Genomic DNA, 18175 nt, shown 5'->3' with positions numbered 1-18175 from the left:
ATATTTATGAAAAATATTAGAAATATCGCCGTAATTGCGCATGTTGACCATGGAAAAACCACTTTAGTAGATGGCTTGCTCTCTCAATCTGGCACATTTAGTGAGAGAGAAAAGGTAGATGAAAGGGTTATGGATAGCAATGATTTAGAAAGAGAAAGAGGTATTACCATCTTATCTAAAAACACTGCTATTCATTATAAAGACACTAAAATCAATATTATTGACACTCCCGGACACGCTGATTTTGGGGGCGAAGTGGAGCGGGTTTTAAAAATGGTAGATGGCGTATTGCTCTTAGTAGATGCTCAAGAAGGGGTCATGCCTCAAACAAAATTTGTAGTTAAGAAAGCTTTGAGCTTTGGAATTTGCCCCATTGTTGTGGTAAATAAAATTGATAAGCCTGCTGCTGAACCTGATAGAGTGGTAGATGAGGTTTTTGATTTATTTGTAGCCATGGGGGCTAATGATAAGCAACTAGATTTTCCTGTAGTTTATGCCGCCGCTAGAGATGGCTATGCGATGAAAAATTTAGATGATGAAAAGAAAAATTTAGAGCCTTTATTTGAAACGATTTTAGAGCATGTGCCAAGTCCTAGCGGAAGCGTAGATGAGCCGTTACAAATGCAAATTTTCACACTTGATTATGATAACTATGTGGGAAAAATCGGTATTGCAAGAGTGTTTAATGGCTCGGTTAAAAAGAATGAGAGCGTTCTTTTAATGAAGAGCGATGGGAGTAAGGAGAGTGGGCGTATCACTAAACTTATAGGCTTTTTAGGACTAGCAAGAACTGAGATTGAAAATGCCTATGCGGGTGATATCGTGGCGATTGCTGGTTTTAATGCAATGGATGTAGGCGATAGTGTAGTTGACCCATCTAATCCTATGCCCTTAGACCCCATGCATTTAGAAGAACCTACCATGAGCGTGTATTTTGCGGTCAATGATTCACCCCTAGCAGGGCTAGAAGGAAAACATGTAACCGCTAACAAGCTTAAAGACAGACTATTAAAAGAAATGCAAACTAATATCGCTATGAAATGCGAAGAAATGGGTGAAGGTAAGTTTAAAGTGAGTGGGCGTGGGGAATTACAAATCACAATCTTAGCGGAGAATTTACGCCGTGAAGGGTTTGAATTTAGTATTTCACGCCCTGAAGTAATCATTAAAGAAGAGAATGGTAAAAAATGCGAGCCCTTTGAGCATTTAGTGATTGACACTCCCCAAGATTTTAGTGGGGCTATCATTGAGAGATTAGGCAAGAGAAAAGCTGAGATGAAAGCCATGAATCCTATGAGTGATGGCTATACAAGATTAGAATTTGAAATCCCAGCAAGGGGGCTTATAGGTTATAGAAGTGAGTTTTTGACCGACACTAAGGGTGAAGGCGTGATGAACCATAGCTTTTTAGAATTTAGAGAGTTTAGCGGAAGTGTGGAGTCTCGCAAAAATGGGGCGTTAATCAGTATGGAAAATGGCGAAGCAACCGCTTTTTCGCTCTTTAATATCCAAGAAAGGGGTGTCTTATTTGTCAATCCACAAACTAAGGTTTATGTAGGCATGGTTATAGGCGAGCATAGTAGAGATAATGATTTAGATGTTAACCCTATTAAGTCCAAGCATTTAACCAATATGAGAGCTAGTGGGAGCGATGATGCGATTAAGCTCACTCCTCCAAGAACTATGGCGTTAGAAAGGGCGTTAGAATGGATTGAAGAAGATGAGATTTTAGAAGTTACGCCTTTAAATCTAAGAATTAGAAAAAAGATTTTAGACCCCAATATGAGAAAAAGGGCAAAGAAATAAGTATATTAAACATGCTTTTTTAAAAAAAGTGTGTTTTGATAAAGGTAAATAAAGGAGTATTCTATGGGTGTGTTTTTAGATAGTAGCATTAAAGATGTAATAGATGATTTAAATAGGCGTTATTTTCTGCCTGACATTCAGCGTGAATATGTGTGGCTCAAAAATGCTGATGCTAAGAAGGTAGAGCAACTTTTTGATTCTATTCTTAGGGGTTATCCCATTAGTTCTTTTTTGTTTTGGAAGTTGCAAAAAAGTGATATAGCAACAAGTAACAACCAAGGTAGTAAGAAACTCAATTTTCAGCTTTATAAGTTTATTGAAAATTATGATGTGCGAAATAGCCACAATGAAAAAATTAATGTTGAACAAATCAGTGTTGATGATTTGTATATTGTTCTAGATGGTCAGCAACGCTTAACTTCGCTTTATATTGGACTTAAAGGCACTAGAACACTTAAAAAGCCTTATTGTAAAGCTGATTATCCTAGCTCTTATGAAGAAAAATGTTTGTATTTAAACTTAAAGCACCGACCAAATACAGATGACCCAGAAGATAATTTTCAATTTGAATTTCATATTAAAACGCCTAAAAATGATGAAAAACATTTTTGGTTTAAGGTGGGAGATATTTTAGAATTAAAGAGTGTTACAAAATACGCAAGAGAATACAATTTAGATGATGAAGAGACAGAATTATTAGAAAAATTACAAAATACTTTTTGTAGAGACAAACTTATCTCTTATTTTGAAGAAAAAGAAAAAAATCTTGATAAAGTTTTAAATATTTTTATCCGTGTTAATAGTGGTGGAACTCAATTAAGCCATTCAGATTTATTGATGTCTATTTTAACAGCAAGCTTTTCAAGTGATATTAGAGAAAAAATGAATAAGCTAGTAGATGATTTAAAAGATAAAAGCTTTTCAAATATGGGGCGAGACCAAGCGCTAAAAACTTGTTTGCTTTTAATTGGTAGTAACACCGCTTTTAAATTAGAAAATTTTAACAAGGAAAACATCAAAAAAATTGAGCAAGATTACGAAAGAATTATAGAGAGTATCTATAAGGCTACAGAATTATTGCAATCTTTTGGTTATGCAGGTCATCTAAGCTCAGCCTATATTCTGTCTACTTTAGCCTATTTTTATTTTTTTAATCAAAAAATAAATAAAGACGATGAAGAACAAGCCCTTAAATTTGTGCGTAACGCTCAAATCACAAGCTATTTTAGTAATTCAACAGATACAAAATTAGGTATCATTGCTAACACTATTAAAGAAAGTCAAACCTTTGAACAAGTTAATCAAACATTAGCTAAACATGAAAAAAATCCTTTAAAAATTACCAATGATATGATAGAAGATATGATATATTATGAATATGGTGATTTTCAGACTTTGCCTATTTTACAGGTTTTATATCTACATCTAAACTATAAAAATACCACTTTTCATATAGACCATATTTATCCTAAATCTAAGTTTAATCAAAAAAATAAAAAGCTAGATAAAGAATGCTATGATTGGAAAAATTATCTTTATAATCTCCAGCTTTTAGAAGGCACAGAGAACATGGCTAAAAAAGATAAAGACCTAGAATTTTGGCTAAAAGAGGAATATAAGGATAATCAACAAGCTATAGAAGAGTATAAAAAAAGAAATTATATTGAGCCTAATTTAGAATTAGAATGGGAAAATTTAGAAGATTTTTATGAAAAAAGAGAAGAGGCTATCATAAAAAAATTAAAGGAAGTGTTGTTGTCCTAGTCTTAATAGACTAAATATGTTTTTAGTGTTTGTATTTTGTATCTAATGTTTATTAGTGGTGTTGACAAGTTTTTAGTTATAGACTTGGCTTAAATCATGTTCTACTTACATCTTGTGTTGTTGGTTTTTCAAAACCCTTTCTCATTATTCCACAGGCGGATATGAAGCCTATCACTAAGACTATAGCCATGCTCTAAGGCTAGGGGGGCTAGGGCTTTTAGATTTTTGTCTAGTTCATGACTTGTTGTGCCTAAGGGCATTAAAAAGATTTCATTATTTTTTAAGGTAAGTTGTTTTAAAAGGTTTTGAATTTCTGTAATAGACTGAGTGGCATTCATGCTATCTAAGACAAATTTAAAATTCACGCTTTTAGCATTATCTAAGATGTTTTGTAGGGCTTTAAGATTAATGCGTTTGTTTTCTTTCTCTAAAGAAAGAGAGAGTTTCACGCTTAAAGTAAAATGCAACTCCTTTAAAATAGGGCTAAATTCAAAAAAGATAGAGCCATTACTCTCTACATATAAGGGGATAGAATGATGATGAAAATATTCTAAAACACTCAATAAAATGGGGTTATTAAAATGCAAGCTTGGCTCTCCACCGGTAAGTATCAAATCAAAATGATGATAGCTTGGGGTTAGAGTTTCTAGGCGTTTAATCAAGGATTTGGGTTCGCTATAGTAATCCCAAGAATCTTTAAATTTAGAATGCACGGCATACAAGCTATCACAACCCACTAGAATTTCATCATTAAGCGTGGTCTTGCAATTAAAGCCTTTACAAGAGAGATTGCACCCCCCTAAGCGTAAAAAAAGGCTTGGTCTGCCTATCCTTTTGCCCTCGCCTTGGAGAGAAAAAAAGCTCTCAACTACCGGAAGTTTCATTATTTTTAAGGGATTTGATGTGGGGGTTTGGCGTGAAAAAAGCATTTGTTTTCATCGCTAATGATTTTGTTAAAAAAATTCTTGTCTTGCCATAAGTTTTGAATGCCTTGTGAAAAAGACACGCAATTTTTATGAACTAGTGCTTTAAAATGGGGGTTTTCTAAATCTTTTAAAAAGCTTTCGGCATAGCCGTTCTTAGTCTCATGCACACGCACGCTAGAGACTTTTAACTCCCCTTCGTTATTAGAAAAAGCGCTTTTTTGTAAAATTAAGTTTAGGTAGTATAAAAACATCAAAGCGTAACTTTCCGCACTCAAATTAAACGAGCATTTGACATAGCGCACACAATGCGTTTCTATAAAATGCTGAAATTCTGCACTTTCTTTATCCCAAAAATGATGGGCATGGTCAAAGGAGTCTATGAAAATTTGCATTTCTTGTTGCATAAGCCCGAAATCTAATGCCATACACGCATTATCCAAGCGATTAGTTTCAATAAAGACTTCTACTTCATAATTATGCCCATGAATATTTTGAGCACATTTTAAAGAGGAGCAATTACGCACTACATGACTAGCACAGAATTTATACAATCTTCTAATAATCATTCAAATCTCATTGTTGATAGCAAGGTTGGTAAAAAGGTAGTCTTAAGCGGTAGTAGTAACGCTCAGGGCGGTTAAAATCAATGCGTTTAATCGTGCTTTTAATCAAATCTCTATAAAGCATTTGATAGCCACAAGTCTTTCCGCTCACGCTTCCATCTACATACAGAACTCGTTTTTGTAGCACCATATCATACCAATCTAAAATAAAATGTGAATTAGCACTCATAAAAACCTGCTCACTAAAGCCATTAATGGCGTAATAATCTGTGGGGGTAGAAGAGCAATAAAACTGCCCTCCAAGGAAATAACAAGGGTTGTCAATTTGGTCAATAAGCTGGTAATTGTAGTGGTAGAACGGCACAGCGGAGATATTACGCACAATGCGTGCATAAACCACATTTTTAGCTCTATCTAGTGGAAATTCCGCCTGAGTAAAGACATTGTAAAAGCCTAATTTTTGCAACTCATAGACAATAATGTTAGCGTAGTAAGAAGTCATCATATCGCTTCTATCATAAGCCACAACAATCGTAGAGTTGTAATTAAACAAATAATTCCCTGTAACTTCTGAATAATACCCCATGTGTAACCGGTGCTGGCATGCACTAAAGAGAAAAAGAAACCCTACAACAAGCCCCAAAAAAGTCAGGCGATAATTTTTACTCACTTCAATATACCCCTATGCCAAGATTCTAAGTTTTTCAAATCATCATAACTGGTTAAGTCTAAATTTAAGGGTGTGATAGAAACATAGTTTAAAGAAATGGCATCAAAATCAGAGAGCCTGCTTTCATTTTCACGCCCTTCCCATTTTAAGGGGTGTAACCCTAACCAAAAATAGCTGTTATTCTTAGGGTCTGTGCGTTTATGCACTTCTTTTTGATACACTCTATAGCCCTTAGGGGTAATGCGTTCGCCTTGATATTCTTGTAACGAGCAATTAGGAATGTTTACATTTAAGAGTTTACGCCCTTTTAAAGGATAGCCTTGTGTGAAAATGCTTTGGACTAAATCTTGTATGGTTTGTTTAGCTAAATCAAAATTTAAAGGAATGCTTTTATCTTTATTAGAGGTAATTTGAGAAATCGCAATGGAAGGAATGCCTTGAATAGTGCCTTCAATCGCTCCAGCAACCGTGCCAGAATAAATTGTATCTTCACCCATGTTAGAACCAAGATTAATACCTGAAACCACTAAATCAAACGAAACATCTTTAAACAGCTCATTGATAGCCAAATACACGCAATCACTTGGTGTGCCATCATCAATTCTATAATGCCTGTCTTTAATTTTCTCTGCTCTTAAAGGCTCAGTGATCGTGATACTTTGCGAGCATGCACTTTTTTCATGTTTTGGGGCAACAACATAAATTTCTGCCATTTGTTCTAAGGCTTTTTCTAAGGCTTTAATACCTTGTGCATGATAGCCATCATCATTAGTGAGTAAAATTTTTTTCATTTTTCGCCTTTAAGCCATGCGTTTAAAAGTTCTTGTAAATTCTCTTTTAAAAGAGTGTGTGAAAATTCTAAACTATTTAAATCGTTTAAAATCTCTGTTTTTAAAGTTTTGGCGTAATTTTTAGCCTTGTCTAATCCTAATAAATTCACAAAACTATTTTTAGTGCTATCTAAATGGGTGGTTTTACCGCTTTCTTCTTCATTTTGTGTAACATCTATAATATCATCTAGCACTTGAAAACACAAGCCCACTTTCAACCCAAAAGCACCAAGCCATTTTAAAAGCTCTGTATCTTTAATACCACTTGCAACAAGCCCCATAATGAGACTCGCACTAATGAGTTTGGCGGTTTTATGCTCGTGTAAAAAAATGAGTTGCTCTAAATTTAAGGGCGTGTTTTCAAAATAGCAATCTAGTGCTTGCCCTAAAACCATGCCCTTAATCCCGCCATTAGTGCTTAAGATTTGAACTAATTCTACAATGATAGGACTTTCTAATAGCGAGCTTGAGAGCAATTCAAAGGCGTAAGTATTCAAAGCATCGCCAATCAATACAGCTGTAGTCTCATCGTATTTGGTGTGTAATGTGGGGTGGTTTCTTCGTAAGCTTGCATTATCCATGCAAGGTAAATCATCATGGACAAGCGAATAGGTGTGCAGGCATTCAATGCTTAAAGCGATTTTAAAATATTCTGTTTGTTTTGTAAGGTAATGTTTTTTATCCACTAAGGCACAGAGCACGGCTAAAAAGAGCTTGGGGCGAAACCTTTTGCCCCCATTAAGCACCATTTCAAAAAAGGCTTTTTCAAGATAAGGGTGAAAGCTCTTAAGCTTTAAATTATGGTTATTTAAAAAGCTTTCAAAATTTTCGCATTCATTGTGGTAAAAGGATAATTTAGGATTATTCATGCGTAAAATTATAGCCTAAGATTTTAAGAGTTGCATAAATTCAGCTCTAGTTTTAGGGTCTTTTTTAAACAAGCCTTTTAAGGCACTCGTTTTTATTATCGCATTTTGCTTTTGCACCCCTTGCATACTCATGCATAAATGCTTGGCTTCACAGACCACTATTACGCCCTTTGGCTCAATGATTTCATTAAAGGTTTCTGCAATTTGAGTGGTAAGCCTTTCTTGGATTTGTAAGCGTTTGCTATAAATTTCAATGAGTCTAGCTATCGCACTAATGCCTACAATCTTTTCATTAGGAATGTATCCCACACTAATACTTCCAAAAAAGGGCAATAAATGATGCTCGCAAGTGGAATAAAACTCAATGTGTTGAGCAATTACCATTTCATCACAAACCCCTTGAAAATACGCGCTTTTTAGAGCAATTTTTGGGTCTTCTTTATAGCCTTTATACAAGAAATTCCATAATTCTTGAACTCTTTTAGGCGTATCTTTTAAACCTTCTCTGTTTTTGTCTTCGCCGATATTTTCAAAAAATTGATTAAAAAAATTCTCCATTATCATGCACGCCTTGTGAGTGATTGAATACGATTTTTAATGCTAGGGTGTGTGCTAAATATTTCAGAATTAAAAATATAAGCCGCATAGCGAGTGCTATTAGTATCTATTTCTTTATAATCATTCTTGCTATAATCGTTAGAAATTTTTTGTAAGGCTCTAATCATAGGCTTACTATCATGCATTAAAAATGCTGCTCCACTATCAGCCATGTATTCTCGTGTGCGGCTTAGATACATTTGTAAAATGAGCGTTAAAAAAGGCAAGATGATTTGTAAAACTAACAAAATACTTCTGGCTAAATTTGCTCCATTATTCTTGCGATTCCCCATAAAAAAATACACGCTAAAATTAGCCACTAAGAGCATGATATTGCTTAAAATCCCCACACACATAGTCAAGCGAATATCATTATGCCTAATATGGCTAAGCTCATGGGCTATCACGGCTTTTAATTCGTCTCTGTCTAATCTCTCTATTAAAGCACTTGTAAGAGCGATAAGAGAGTTAGATTCATTCCACCCACTTGCAAAGGCATTCATATAAGGGGCGTTAATGATATAAAGCTTAGGCTCAAAATTAAGCTTAGCTTCTTCTAAAAGTTCTGAAAAAACGCCATAAATTTGATTTTCTTTAGAGCTTAAAACCTTGTTTGGGTCAATGAGCGTATATTCATCACCACTTAGCATGATAGAGCTAAAATTTTGAATACAAATAACAATAATCACAAAAGCTACAAAAAACATGACAATGGTAATGGTAGGAAAAATTTGAAAAGTGATGAGTTTAAAAAGAGCTATGCCTAAATCATTTGCATTGATTCTAATGACATCTACCAACAAACCAATAAAAGCAAAAATCACGCAATAAGTTGCTAAAACCGCATTCGTTTTGAGCCTATTTTGTGCGATAATCTTTTCAAAATTCATGCTAATTATTCCTCCTTCTCATGTTTGATTTCTTTAAGTAACGCACTCGCATAACTCCCCTTAGGCAAGTAAAATTCCAACTCAAATTGTGCTTTTTCTTTCACATATTTAGAAGTCAAATTTTCTACAAACACCCAAAAAAACCGCCTAGAGCCTAGTGTTTTAGCATGATTACTTAAAACTTCGTGTTGGAATGCTTTTTCAATTTCTAGGCTCAAATTTTTTGCATAAAGAGCTTTTTTGCCATCTAATAAACCGGTAGGCACAACTTTTTGACTAAAAAATCTCTCGCTTTCTTTTTCTAAATCTAAAACATCAAAAAATTTCCCATAAGGGTAATGGCACATTACATCGCCTTCTAAGATTTTAAAGGGGTGAGCTTGGTTTTTAAGGGCTTTTAGGGCGTTTGAAGGGATACTTAAATGCTTTTGTTTAAAAAACTCTAAACTCTCTTTTAAGCTAAAATCACTAATCATTTTACTGAGTTCTAATCGCTTGCTTAAATGCGAGTTAAACAAATAACTTTGATAGCTTGAGATTAAAAAAGCATTTAATTTCTTATTTTTGAAACGCCCTTCATTTTGCAAGATTTTTAAACCCTCTTTATGGTTGTCATTAAACTTCCCAAAGCGTTGTGAGCCAAAATAATTAGGCATGCCAAATTGAGCGATTTTTTCTAGGACAAGCTCGGTTTTTTGAGCGTTTAAGGGGGTCATTTTTTTAAAACGCATAAAAAATTTATTCCCTTTCAAATGCCCTAGTTTGATTTTATTATGATGATAAGTTAGAGATAGGATTTTAATGTTTCTTGCTTGTAAGTTACTAGCATTAGTCTCTAATAGGGGGGCGTATTTTTTAGGGAGTGAGATAAATTGCGTTGTTAGTGCGTTTTTATCTTTCAAACCTGCATAACCCATTTCTCTAACTTTTATGCCTAAAATTTCAGAAAAAATTTGAAGCATTTCTAAAGTGCTTAAGCCACTTTTTCTTACTTGAATAATGGCATGTTCGCCTGTGTTACTAAACTCATATAAAGGCACTTCATGCACGCAAAAATCTCTCGCACTAGAATTGAAAACAAAATCAATACTCGCATGATTATAAGCATGTAAAAGGGGCATAAAATTTAAATTCATGCTTTTATCCTTGCATTAAACGCCCTTGAAAGTGAGACTAAATCAATGTTTTCAAAATTCACTCCGGTAGGCACGCCTTGAGCGATTTTAGTAAAAGTGAGATGAAATTTTTGCAATTTATCTTCTATATAGAGCATTAAAGAATCATTAGCTAGAGTAGGGGGGAAAGCAAAGATGATTTCTTTAATATTCTCTTCAACTAGGCGTTTTTCTAGGGCGTTAAAATTCAAATCTTCTATGGAATTTAGCACATAGTAGCGCCCTAAAAAGTCCTTTAAATCTTCTAAGATAAACACATCTCTTGGGTGTAAAACCATGCAAAGCTGAGAGTTTTGCCTACTCTCATCAGAACAAATCTCACAAATCTCACTCTCGCTAAGTGCGTTACATAATGAACATGTTTTAAGATTTTCTAGGGCATTTTCCAAAGCGTGGGTGAGTTTGAGTGCCAAATAGGGGTTTTCTAAACCCAAATGATACGCCATTTTAAAGGCAGATTTTTTACCCACACTGGGGATTTTTTCTAAACAATCCACTAAATTTAAAAAGTGATTCAAGCTATTTTTATAAGTATTCATGTTGTTAGTATATCAAACTTAATTCCACTTAAGTGGCACTAAAAGGGCTTTTATAAATCGTTTTTAGAGAGAGTTTAATATTTAAAAGGTAACAAATAAAGCGTTTGGACAAAATTTTCTTTTGTTTTATCATAAAGTTTAGTTTTAAAAGCGTTATAGTATCAAGTATCTCAAAATTAAGGAAAAAAATATGCCATTTATCAATATTAAACTTGTGCCAGAAGATGGAGAGCCTACGACTGAACAAAAAAGGCAATTGATTGAAGGGGTTTCAGATTTGATGGTTAAGGTGTTGAATAAAAACAAAGCTTCTATCGTGGTAATTATAGATGAAGTTAATCCTAATAATTATGGTTTTGGGGGTGAGAGTATTTTTCACTTGAGACAAAAAGCTAAGTCTTAGTTTTGTTTCATTGTATGTTGATAGAAACATTGAGTGAGCGAGCCATTTTCTAACAGAGAGTGCTTGAAATCATATTAGAAAGCATAACGCATGCCAATGTTTCCTGTAACATTAATATTCTTATAATCAAGCCCAAGTCTGGTGCCGATGCCCGCATTTACATAAAAGGTTTTAAATAATCTTATTTCTCCGCCTGTAGTTAGGCTGGCGAAAGTATTGTATTTGTCTCCATCTCTATAGCTTAGGGTATTATTACCAATAAAACGCACTACTTTATCCCCCATAGAATTGACAAATAAATCCCTACCAATATCCGCAATAACAAAGTAATAAGAATTTTGATTAAAATAGTGCCGACTTTCCAAGGCAAAATTAATCATTAAAACAGATTTTTGATTAGGGTTAGCGTTAGCCCTGAATTGATTGTAAGTGGGGTTATTCATTGTGCCTTTCAAACTAGATAAGCCAATGTAGTAATAGTCCAAGCCTATTTGGGGTTTTAAAATCACGCTTTTATGTTTGAACATGAAGTCATAGCCATAGTTAATATCCGTATTGGTTGTCCAAGTGTTATATTTATAGGACTGATTAATAATGGATAGTAGGGGGTTATAAGAGTTGATGAAAGTTTTATTGTATCCCCAAGTTTCATTCATGCTAAGGGTTAATTCGCTCTTTTTGAGAAAAGCCCTACTATAAACACCCATATTGACATTGCTAGAACTAGATTGGGTGATACTTGTATGAAATCCGCTATACCCATAAGCGACATACCCCCCTACAATTACGCCTTTAATAAATCTATCATACCCTATATTAATACCATATAAAGTTCCAGTGCCACCTTTAACAAAACTAGCCCCTCCCACACCTGTTGTCCATATATTATTCTTAATTTTATCCCTTTGAGAATACTTTAAGATAATATCCATAGCATTAGGAGTTGCTTCTGTAAAATGCTTGTTTTTAAGGGCTTCTAGGCGTTTGTGAAAATCAGAACTAGCAAAAGTTGAGGTATCAGAGAGCTTGGCTAAACGACTCATTTGTTGTGTGTAGGTGTTGACTTGTAAAATATTGGTGGCATTATTTTTTAAATTAGGATTAGCAATGACTTCTAAAGTGTTAGCAATATCTCTAGCTATCGTAGTTAAATCTTTTGTTGAATGGCTTTCTAAATAATAGGGAGCAAACAAAGGGCTTCCCCTAGTTTCAAAGATTTGATTGAGCCAATTGATAGCTTCACTTCCCCCAGCCTGATAAATGCTCTCCACACTTTTAATGCCTTGAATTTGAGTGATATATTGTTTCAAGGTGGGGGTTTGTAGATTGATAGGATTATTAGAAATAATGATTTTTACTTTATTGTAAAGAATTGAAGTGTAAATATTTTGACCCTGAGTATCTTTAAAGCCTATAACCAAACCACCATCTTTAATATTCACGGCTTTTCCATTATAAGTTAAGCCATTGTTAGTCATAACCATGTGCTTGCCATTAATATCAATGAGTGTGTAAAGCTTAAGGTAATCGCTTAAGCTATCGCCCCCTATAATTTGGTTGTTATACCCATAATAAATGGCTTTAGAGCTGTTAAGAAGAGTGTAAGTGCCTACTTCTTTTGAAGGCATGTTGAATTGGATTAAGGGGCTATTAGCATTAGTCATCATGGTAGCTGTGCCTTTAATATCCATGATGGCGTGAGAGATTGAATGATTAAGATTGAATATTAAATCACCGTAGCTACTAAAATTTCCCCCAATATCCAAGCCACTAGCATTGGTGCTTAAAGTTGCTTGCTGGGTCAGGGTCAAATCGCCATAAATACTAGCCATAGAGTTAGAAGCGTTGTTAAAGGTTTTGGTAATGGTTAAGTTATTTGCTTTCAAGGTTGCATTCTCATTGAGATTGAGTGTGCCTATTACACTATCATGGGTTACTTGAGATAAATCAATAGCTCCATTAGAAGTGATGATGCCTAAGAAAGTGAAGTTATTCGCACTGACATTTAAGGATTCATTGGTGGGGGGTATATTAGAATTTGTAGAGCTATTTTTTGTTGTAGGGCAATTGGCTAAATTGATGCAAATATTTCCTTTTTCAACACTTACATTACTTAAACCTGCATTAAGATTTAAGCCATTGGTGGCATTCAAGGTTGTAATATTGATGTTAGAAACATCATTAGAAGCGAAGGTCAATGTGCCTTGATACTTGCTAAAGTTAATGGTATTATCGCCATTAAAGATAATGGATTGATTAGAAATAAAGCTTAACCCTCCCCCTGTAGCATTACTGAAAGAACTATTATTTGCAAAAATATAGCCATTGCTTAAAAAGTTAAAATACCCTTTTTGCCAAAACTCATGCAAGCCTTTAGGCGATAAAATGGAGCTTAAATGATTTTCCTTTAGCACATTTTGTAAAGATGGTGGCAAGACGCTTCCTAAACCTTGATTATAAATGCCACCTAATCCGCCTTGAGAAATGACCTTATTGATAATACTACTAACCAAACCTTGATTTTCTAGCTTTTTAACAATATCTTGTCCTAAAAATTCATTTAATAATCTGTTCGCCACGATGTTAATGTCTTGTTGTAGGTTTGTAGGGGGATTAGTAATATCTTTTAAAACTATGCTTAAAATAGAGCTTAACTCCGAAGCGTTCATATACCCACCGATAGTATTTAAAAGCCCTTTATCATTTAGCATGCTTTCTAAAGACTGCTTAGCAAGGTAGTTCTCTATCATTGTTGGGGTAACAAAATTACCAAAAATACTTAGTTTCTTGCTGATAATATTTTGGATTGCACCCATCACTCCACTATTATTTAATAAATTATTTAAGTTATTTTGACCCATAAGTTGCCCTAAGGTTTCATTTTGTAAGCTGGTGGGTAATTCCTTACTCAAAGGGCTTAGGGCGTTTTCTACAAAATTCCCTAAACCGCCGGCTTGCTTGATTTTTTCCATAGCGACTTGACTAAGAATATTCGCTAAATTCCCTTGATTAAAGATTTTATCAAGTCCTTTTTGACCTAAGAGATTAAAGATATTGTCTGTAGCTTGAGCTTCTACATTAGCCTGATTTAGCACTAAGTTATTAAGGCTTTGAAAAGTTATATCTGCACTTCCCCCACTCTTAAATGCATTGCCACTTCCAAGCGTGCCGGTGATGTAAATACTTTTAGCTTTGAAATGAGCGTTGATATAGCCCAAATCAGCTGAAGTAGAGTCTAATAATTGCCCTAAATAAGTGTTTCTAAAAGAAGAGCAAGTAGTGGAGCTTACTAGACAAGGACTGGTATAGCCATTGCCCCCAAACCATATAGAGCTGGTAGAATGCGTGGTGTTATCGTTGGTAGCACCTATGACTAAGTTGCCATTGTCAAAGGTTTGATTGATATCAACGCTTAAATGACTGATAGTATCTAAGAGTGCTTGCTTTTGATTAGGGGTAATCTTAATCTTATCTAAGATTTGCACCACTTCATGGACGCTATTGAGATTATCCAATTGATTGGATTTAATCATCTCTTTTAGAGTGCTAGAATTTTGAGAGAGAATACCTAAAAGCGTTTTTAGATTTTTACTAGAAAAGCCTTTGTTATAGATATTTAAACTACTCAAAGGCTGATTAAACGCACTATAAGTGCCTGGGGTTTGAGAAGTTTGAGAGCCTTTAGGAGTAAAAAGACCCTTAATATTGCTAGTTAGGTAATAAGTGCCTATTTTATCATCGCTATAGTCATAGCTATAGCCGGTAGAATTTTGTTTAGAAGTTTGGTAATGATAAAGCTCAGGGGCGATATTAAAGATAGTGTTAGAGACAGGGCTAGGGTTGTTTAAAACTTCTATGGCTAAATCCCCCTTTTTAATACTCTCTTTAATGATTTGAGAAGAATTAAGGGGGTTTATGAAAGTCCAAGTTTGGATATTATCATTGTCGCTATAAGTAGCGTTTTGGATTTTCATGCCATAAAAAAGGATTTTTTCATAGCCATTAGCCCCACTAATGCCAGCAATACCTTTTTGAGCGTTTAATAGATTGTAGGTTACAGATTTTTTAATATTATCAAAAATATTAATGTTAGATAAATCAATATTTGCATGATTTCCTAAAATAAATTGTCCGCTAACATTCATTAAAGCCTTGGCTGAAGAACCCCCATAACCCTTAAAATTCAGCACCCCATTAGCCGTAAGGTTACTACCAAAATTCAATGAGCTTGTGCTATCAAAAGTAAAACTTGCTGTATTAGTAGTAGCGTTTCCTTGAAAAGTGGCTTGGCTTGTGCCTTGAAAATTAATGTTAGCGTTTAATGAGTTTGTGTTGTTCGCTAATAAAGTGCTATTGACTAAATTAATAGTGGTGTTGTTTGAAAAAGTGGCGTTAGTAGCATTTAGCTTACTGTTAGTATTGAGACTGAGTGTCCCCCCATTAAAGATGAGATGATTAAAAGTCGCTTGACTTTTATTATTGATGTTGAGACTTGCTTGATGATTAAAAGTGCTTGTGCCACTCGCATTTAAAACACCTTGATTATCTAGGCTTAAATTAGTGTTATCATTAAGGGTTAAAGCGTTTTTGAAAGCGACTTGACTCTTATCGCTAATTGTGATATTCGCATTATTTTGTAAGGTTGTATTATTGTTAAAGTTCAGCAAGCTTTGAGAATTAAGCTGAAAATTCGTGTTGCCTAGAAGTTCTGTATTACCGCTAAAATTACTTGTCCCCCTAGAAGATAAGACATTAAAAACCGCTTGCGTGTTATTAAAAATAATATTTTTTGCTTGTAGCTCATAAACCGCTCCGCCATTCAAATGGGAATTAGCAAAGCTCAAAGAATTTGTGGCATGGGCGTTGATAATGCTTGAGCCACCGGGGTTAGTGAAGCCATTAAACGAAGTGTTAGAAAACGAGATATTATTAGCTATAAAACTGAATTTCCCCCAAGTCATATCGCTAAAACTTGAATGAGTTACACTAATAGTATTTGTAGCGTTAAAATTGGTATAAGAGTGCTGACTAGCCTCAGTTTGAATCATTTTGGTAACGGTTTTAGCGTTGTTATAATCCAAGCCATCCATAGTGATATTATTACTTGCATTAAAGGTAATGGTAGCTCCCCCACCATCTGAACCTGAAACACCTTCGCCGGTTTTAAAATGATTGGTCAGGTAAATATCAGTCGCACTAAAAGTTCCGGTAATGTAGCCAAAGCCCCCATGCCCTATCCAAATCAAACCCTTGGTATTCACGCTTTCTGTGTTATTCCCTATAATCAGAGTGCCTTGAGTGATATTCACATCAAAACTTCTTCCTAGCAAGTTAGCTGTATAGGTGCTTAGGGTTTGATTGTTAGGATTGATATAATAGATGCCTTTCTTGGAATAGGTTTGATTATTGAGTTCATAAACCCCACCCCAAACATTTATTGTGGGTAAATTTTGAGTGGGGGGCGATGGTTGTGGTGGTGTAGGCTCTGCCTTAGGTGTGGGGCTTGGCGTGTTGTGTGCTATAGGCTTTGGTTCTACTTTAGGGGTGTGTGGTGTTGGGGTAGGATTTATAGGTTTAGCATCAGCTATAGCTTCATTTAATTCCTGTTTGTCTTTATTAAAAGCGTTTTCATCTTTTTCTAATGTTTTTAAATCTTGTTGCTCTTTAGCTTGGGCTTGGTTAAAAGCTTCTTCATTAAAATCTTTAGCGTTAGCTAGTTGTTTGACATTATCTAAATCTTGTTGTAAATTTTCTTTGTCTTGCTTAATTTTTGAATTGGTTTCTTCTAGGGTTTTATCCGCTTGGGCTATGGTAGGATTTTTGCTGTTTTCATAAGAGTGGTATGAATGGGTGGTGGCATTGTCAGTATTAGCATTATTTAAGGCATTTTGCGTGTCAGTCAAATCCTTTGTGGCGGTGTTTTGAGCCTGATTTTGTAAATTTCCTAAAAACTGAGTACTGATAGAGTTGTGATTAAAAGTTTCTTGTAAAGTTTCTTTTTGTCCATTAATATTAAAAGTTACATCATAGACATGACTACTTATTTCGCTATGACTGATTGCTTTATTGCCCTTATAGTTGATTAAATCCCACAAATAGCTTTGATAAACCCCATACTGAATTGTCCCATTTGTGGTAAGGATATTGTAGGTTTGATTATTATTAAGGGTTTGATTGATGTTAAAAATAGTGTTAGAACTAGAACTAAAAGACACATTACCCTTAAGGTTAGCAAAAGGCGAGCTTGAATTTAAAGTGTTAGTGCCTGAAAAATTAATCTTGCTGGCATTAAATTCATAAGTGCCTTGATTGAAAGTATCGTTATTAAAGCTTAGACTCGTGCTATCATTGAAACTATAAATCCCTTGATTGAAAGTGGAATTTTGAAAAGTAGCGTTAGTGCTTTTAAAATTATAAGTCCCTTCATTAAAATGGGTTTGATTAAAGGTGCTGCTAGCGCTATTGCTCCCATTGCTACCAAAACTAAAGCCCCCATTAGTGTTGTCTGTGAAGCTAGAGCCACTTACATTGATACTAGAACCGCTAAAATTCATATAGGAGTGTTGCGACCCAGCCTTGCTATTATTAAAATTTGCTTGAGTTATTGTGAGACTATTTGATGCATTGAAATTGAGCGTAGCTCCACCACCACTAGACCATTGATTTCCGGTTGTAATATGGCTAGAATTAAAATTAATGTTTTGGGCGTCATAAGTGCCTGTTATGTATCCTAAATAGCCCACATCTCCAAAAAGGATACTTCCTGTTACATCAAGAATGCCCCCATTGAATTTTTGCGTAAAACTTGCCCCAGAGCTACTATAAGTGGTAAGACTATTTAAATGATAAGTTCCAGAACCTTGAGTGCTGCTAAAAAGACAATAGGAGTTATGCGTGGGTGAATTAGCGCCCTTTTCAATATTATCCACATTGCTCCAAGTCGACCATGACCAAGTTGTGCAACCAGCTTTTAAGTCATGCAATTCCCCAAGTATTCCTACCACAAAAACTGAAGCCCTTAAAAAAGCTCTTTTATCAAAAAAAGATTTTTTAATGTTTGTCTTAACTGCTTTTAAAGGGAGTTTAAAAGGCTTTTGAATGTGATTTTTAAATCTTTTAATTTTTTTAGTTTTCAAGCAATGA

General features: G+C 34.7%; 13 protein-coding genes. 3 read left to right on the top strand and 10 right to left on the bottom strand.

Annotation, left to right across the window (positions count from 1 at the left end):
• The first annotated feature begins 6 nt into the window (after positions 1-6).
• Together typA and HCD_RS05965 are read left to right on the top strand one after the other, a co-directional pair.
• Positions 7-1806, top strand: coding sequence for a translational GTPase TypA (gene typA, locus HCD_RS05970; protein WP_014659679.1), 1800 nt, complete (start codon positions 7-9; stop codon positions 1804-1806).
• A gap of 63 nt (positions 1807-1869) precedes the next feature.
• Positions 1870-3570 (top strand): DUF262 domain-containing protein, encoded by a 1701-nt coding sequence (locus HCD_RS05965; RefSeq protein WP_014659678.1) that lies wholly within the window; start codon positions 1870-1872, stop codon positions 3568-3570.
• Positions 3571-3698: 128 nt separating this feature from the next.
• On the opposite strand, the gene HCD_RS05960 is transcribed toward HCD_RS05965, so the two are convergent.
• From HCD_RS05960 to recR, 9 genes are read right to left on the bottom strand one after another with little or no spacing between them, the layout of a single operon-like run.
• Entirely contained in the window at positions 3699-4454 is a 756-nt protein-coding gene (locus HCD_RS05960) for a 7-carboxy-7-deazaguanine synthase QueE (RefSeq protein ID WP_014659677.1), read from the bottom strand.
• Between the two features lie 5 nt (positions 4455-4459).
• On the bottom strand, positions 4460-5062 hold the full coding sequence (locus HCD_RS05955; RefSeq protein WP_014659676.1) for a 6-pyruvoyl trahydropterin synthase family protein: 603 nt from the start codon (positions 5060-5062) through the stop codon (positions 4460-4462).
• Positions 5063-5069: 7 nt separating this feature from the next.
• Positions 5070-5729, bottom strand: a complete 660-nt coding sequence (locus HCD_RS05950; protein ID WP_014659675.1) for a hypothetical protein — start codon at positions 5727-5729, stop codon at positions 5070-5072.
• Positions 5726-6520 (bottom strand): 5'/3'-nucleotidase SurE, encoded by a 795-nt coding sequence (gene surE / locus HCD_RS05945; protein WP_014659674.1) that lies wholly within the window; start codon positions 6518-6520, stop codon positions 5726-5728. The genes HCD_RS05950 and surE overlap by 4 nt, the downstream gene beginning before the upstream one ends.
• Positions 6517-7428, bottom strand: a complete 912-nt coding sequence (locus HCD_RS05940) for a polyprenyl synthetase family protein (RefSeq protein WP_014659673.1) — start codon at positions 7426-7428, stop codon at positions 6517-6519. Before HCD_RS05940 ends, surE begins: the two co-directional genes overlap by 4 nt.
• Positions 7429-7443: 15 nt before the next feature.
• Positions 7444-7986, bottom strand: a complete 543-nt coding sequence (folE, locus tag HCD_RS05935; RefSeq protein ID WP_014659672.1) for a GTP cyclohydrolase I FolE — start codon at positions 7984-7986, stop codon at positions 7444-7446.
• Between the two features lie 2 nt (positions 7987-7988).
• On the bottom strand, positions 7989-8915 hold the full coding sequence (gene htpX / locus HCD_RS05930) for a zinc metalloprotease HtpX (protein ID WP_014659671.1): 927 nt from the start codon (positions 8913-8915) through the stop codon (positions 7989-7991).
• A gap of 5 nt (positions 8916-8920) precedes the next feature.
• Complete coding sequence (gene truD / locus HCD_RS05925; protein ID WP_014659670.1) at positions 8921-10051, bottom strand: tRNA pseudouridine(13) synthase TruD; 1131 nt, start codon at positions 10049-10051, stop codon at positions 8921-8923.
• The gene (gene recR, locus HCD_RS05920) at positions 10048-10629 is read right to left on the bottom strand and encodes a recombination mediator RecR (RefSeq protein ID WP_014659669.1); all 582 of its coding nucleotides are present in this window, start codon (positions 10627-10629) and stop codon (positions 10048-10050) included. Before recR ends, truD begins: the two co-directional genes overlap by 4 nt.
• Positions 10630-10819: 190 nt before the next feature.
• On the opposite strand from recR, the gene HCD_RS05915 reads away from it, so the two are divergent.
• Positions 10820-11032 (top strand): 2-hydroxymuconate tautomerase family protein, encoded by a 213-nt coding sequence (locus tag HCD_RS05915; protein WP_014659668.1) that lies wholly within the window; start codon positions 10820-10822, stop codon positions 11030-11032.
• A gap of 74 nt (positions 11033-11106) precedes the next feature.
• On the opposite strand, the gene HCD_RS05910 is transcribed toward HCD_RS05915, so the two are convergent.
• Positions 11107-18168, bottom strand: coding sequence for a vacuolating cytotoxin domain-containing protein (locus HCD_RS05910; RefSeq protein ID WP_014659667.1), 7062 nt, complete (start codon positions 18166-18168; stop codon positions 11107-11109).
• Positions 18169-18175: the final 7 nt, after the last annotated feature.

It is taken from the genome of Helicobacter cetorum MIT 99-5656, from assembly GCF_000259275.1.
Lineage (GTDB): Bacteria > Campylobacterota > Campylobacteria > Campylobacterales > Helicobacteraceae > Helicobacter > Helicobacter cetorum.
Note: the sequence above shows the minus strand (reverse complement) of the source record. Positions and strands in the feature narration are given on the sequence as shown.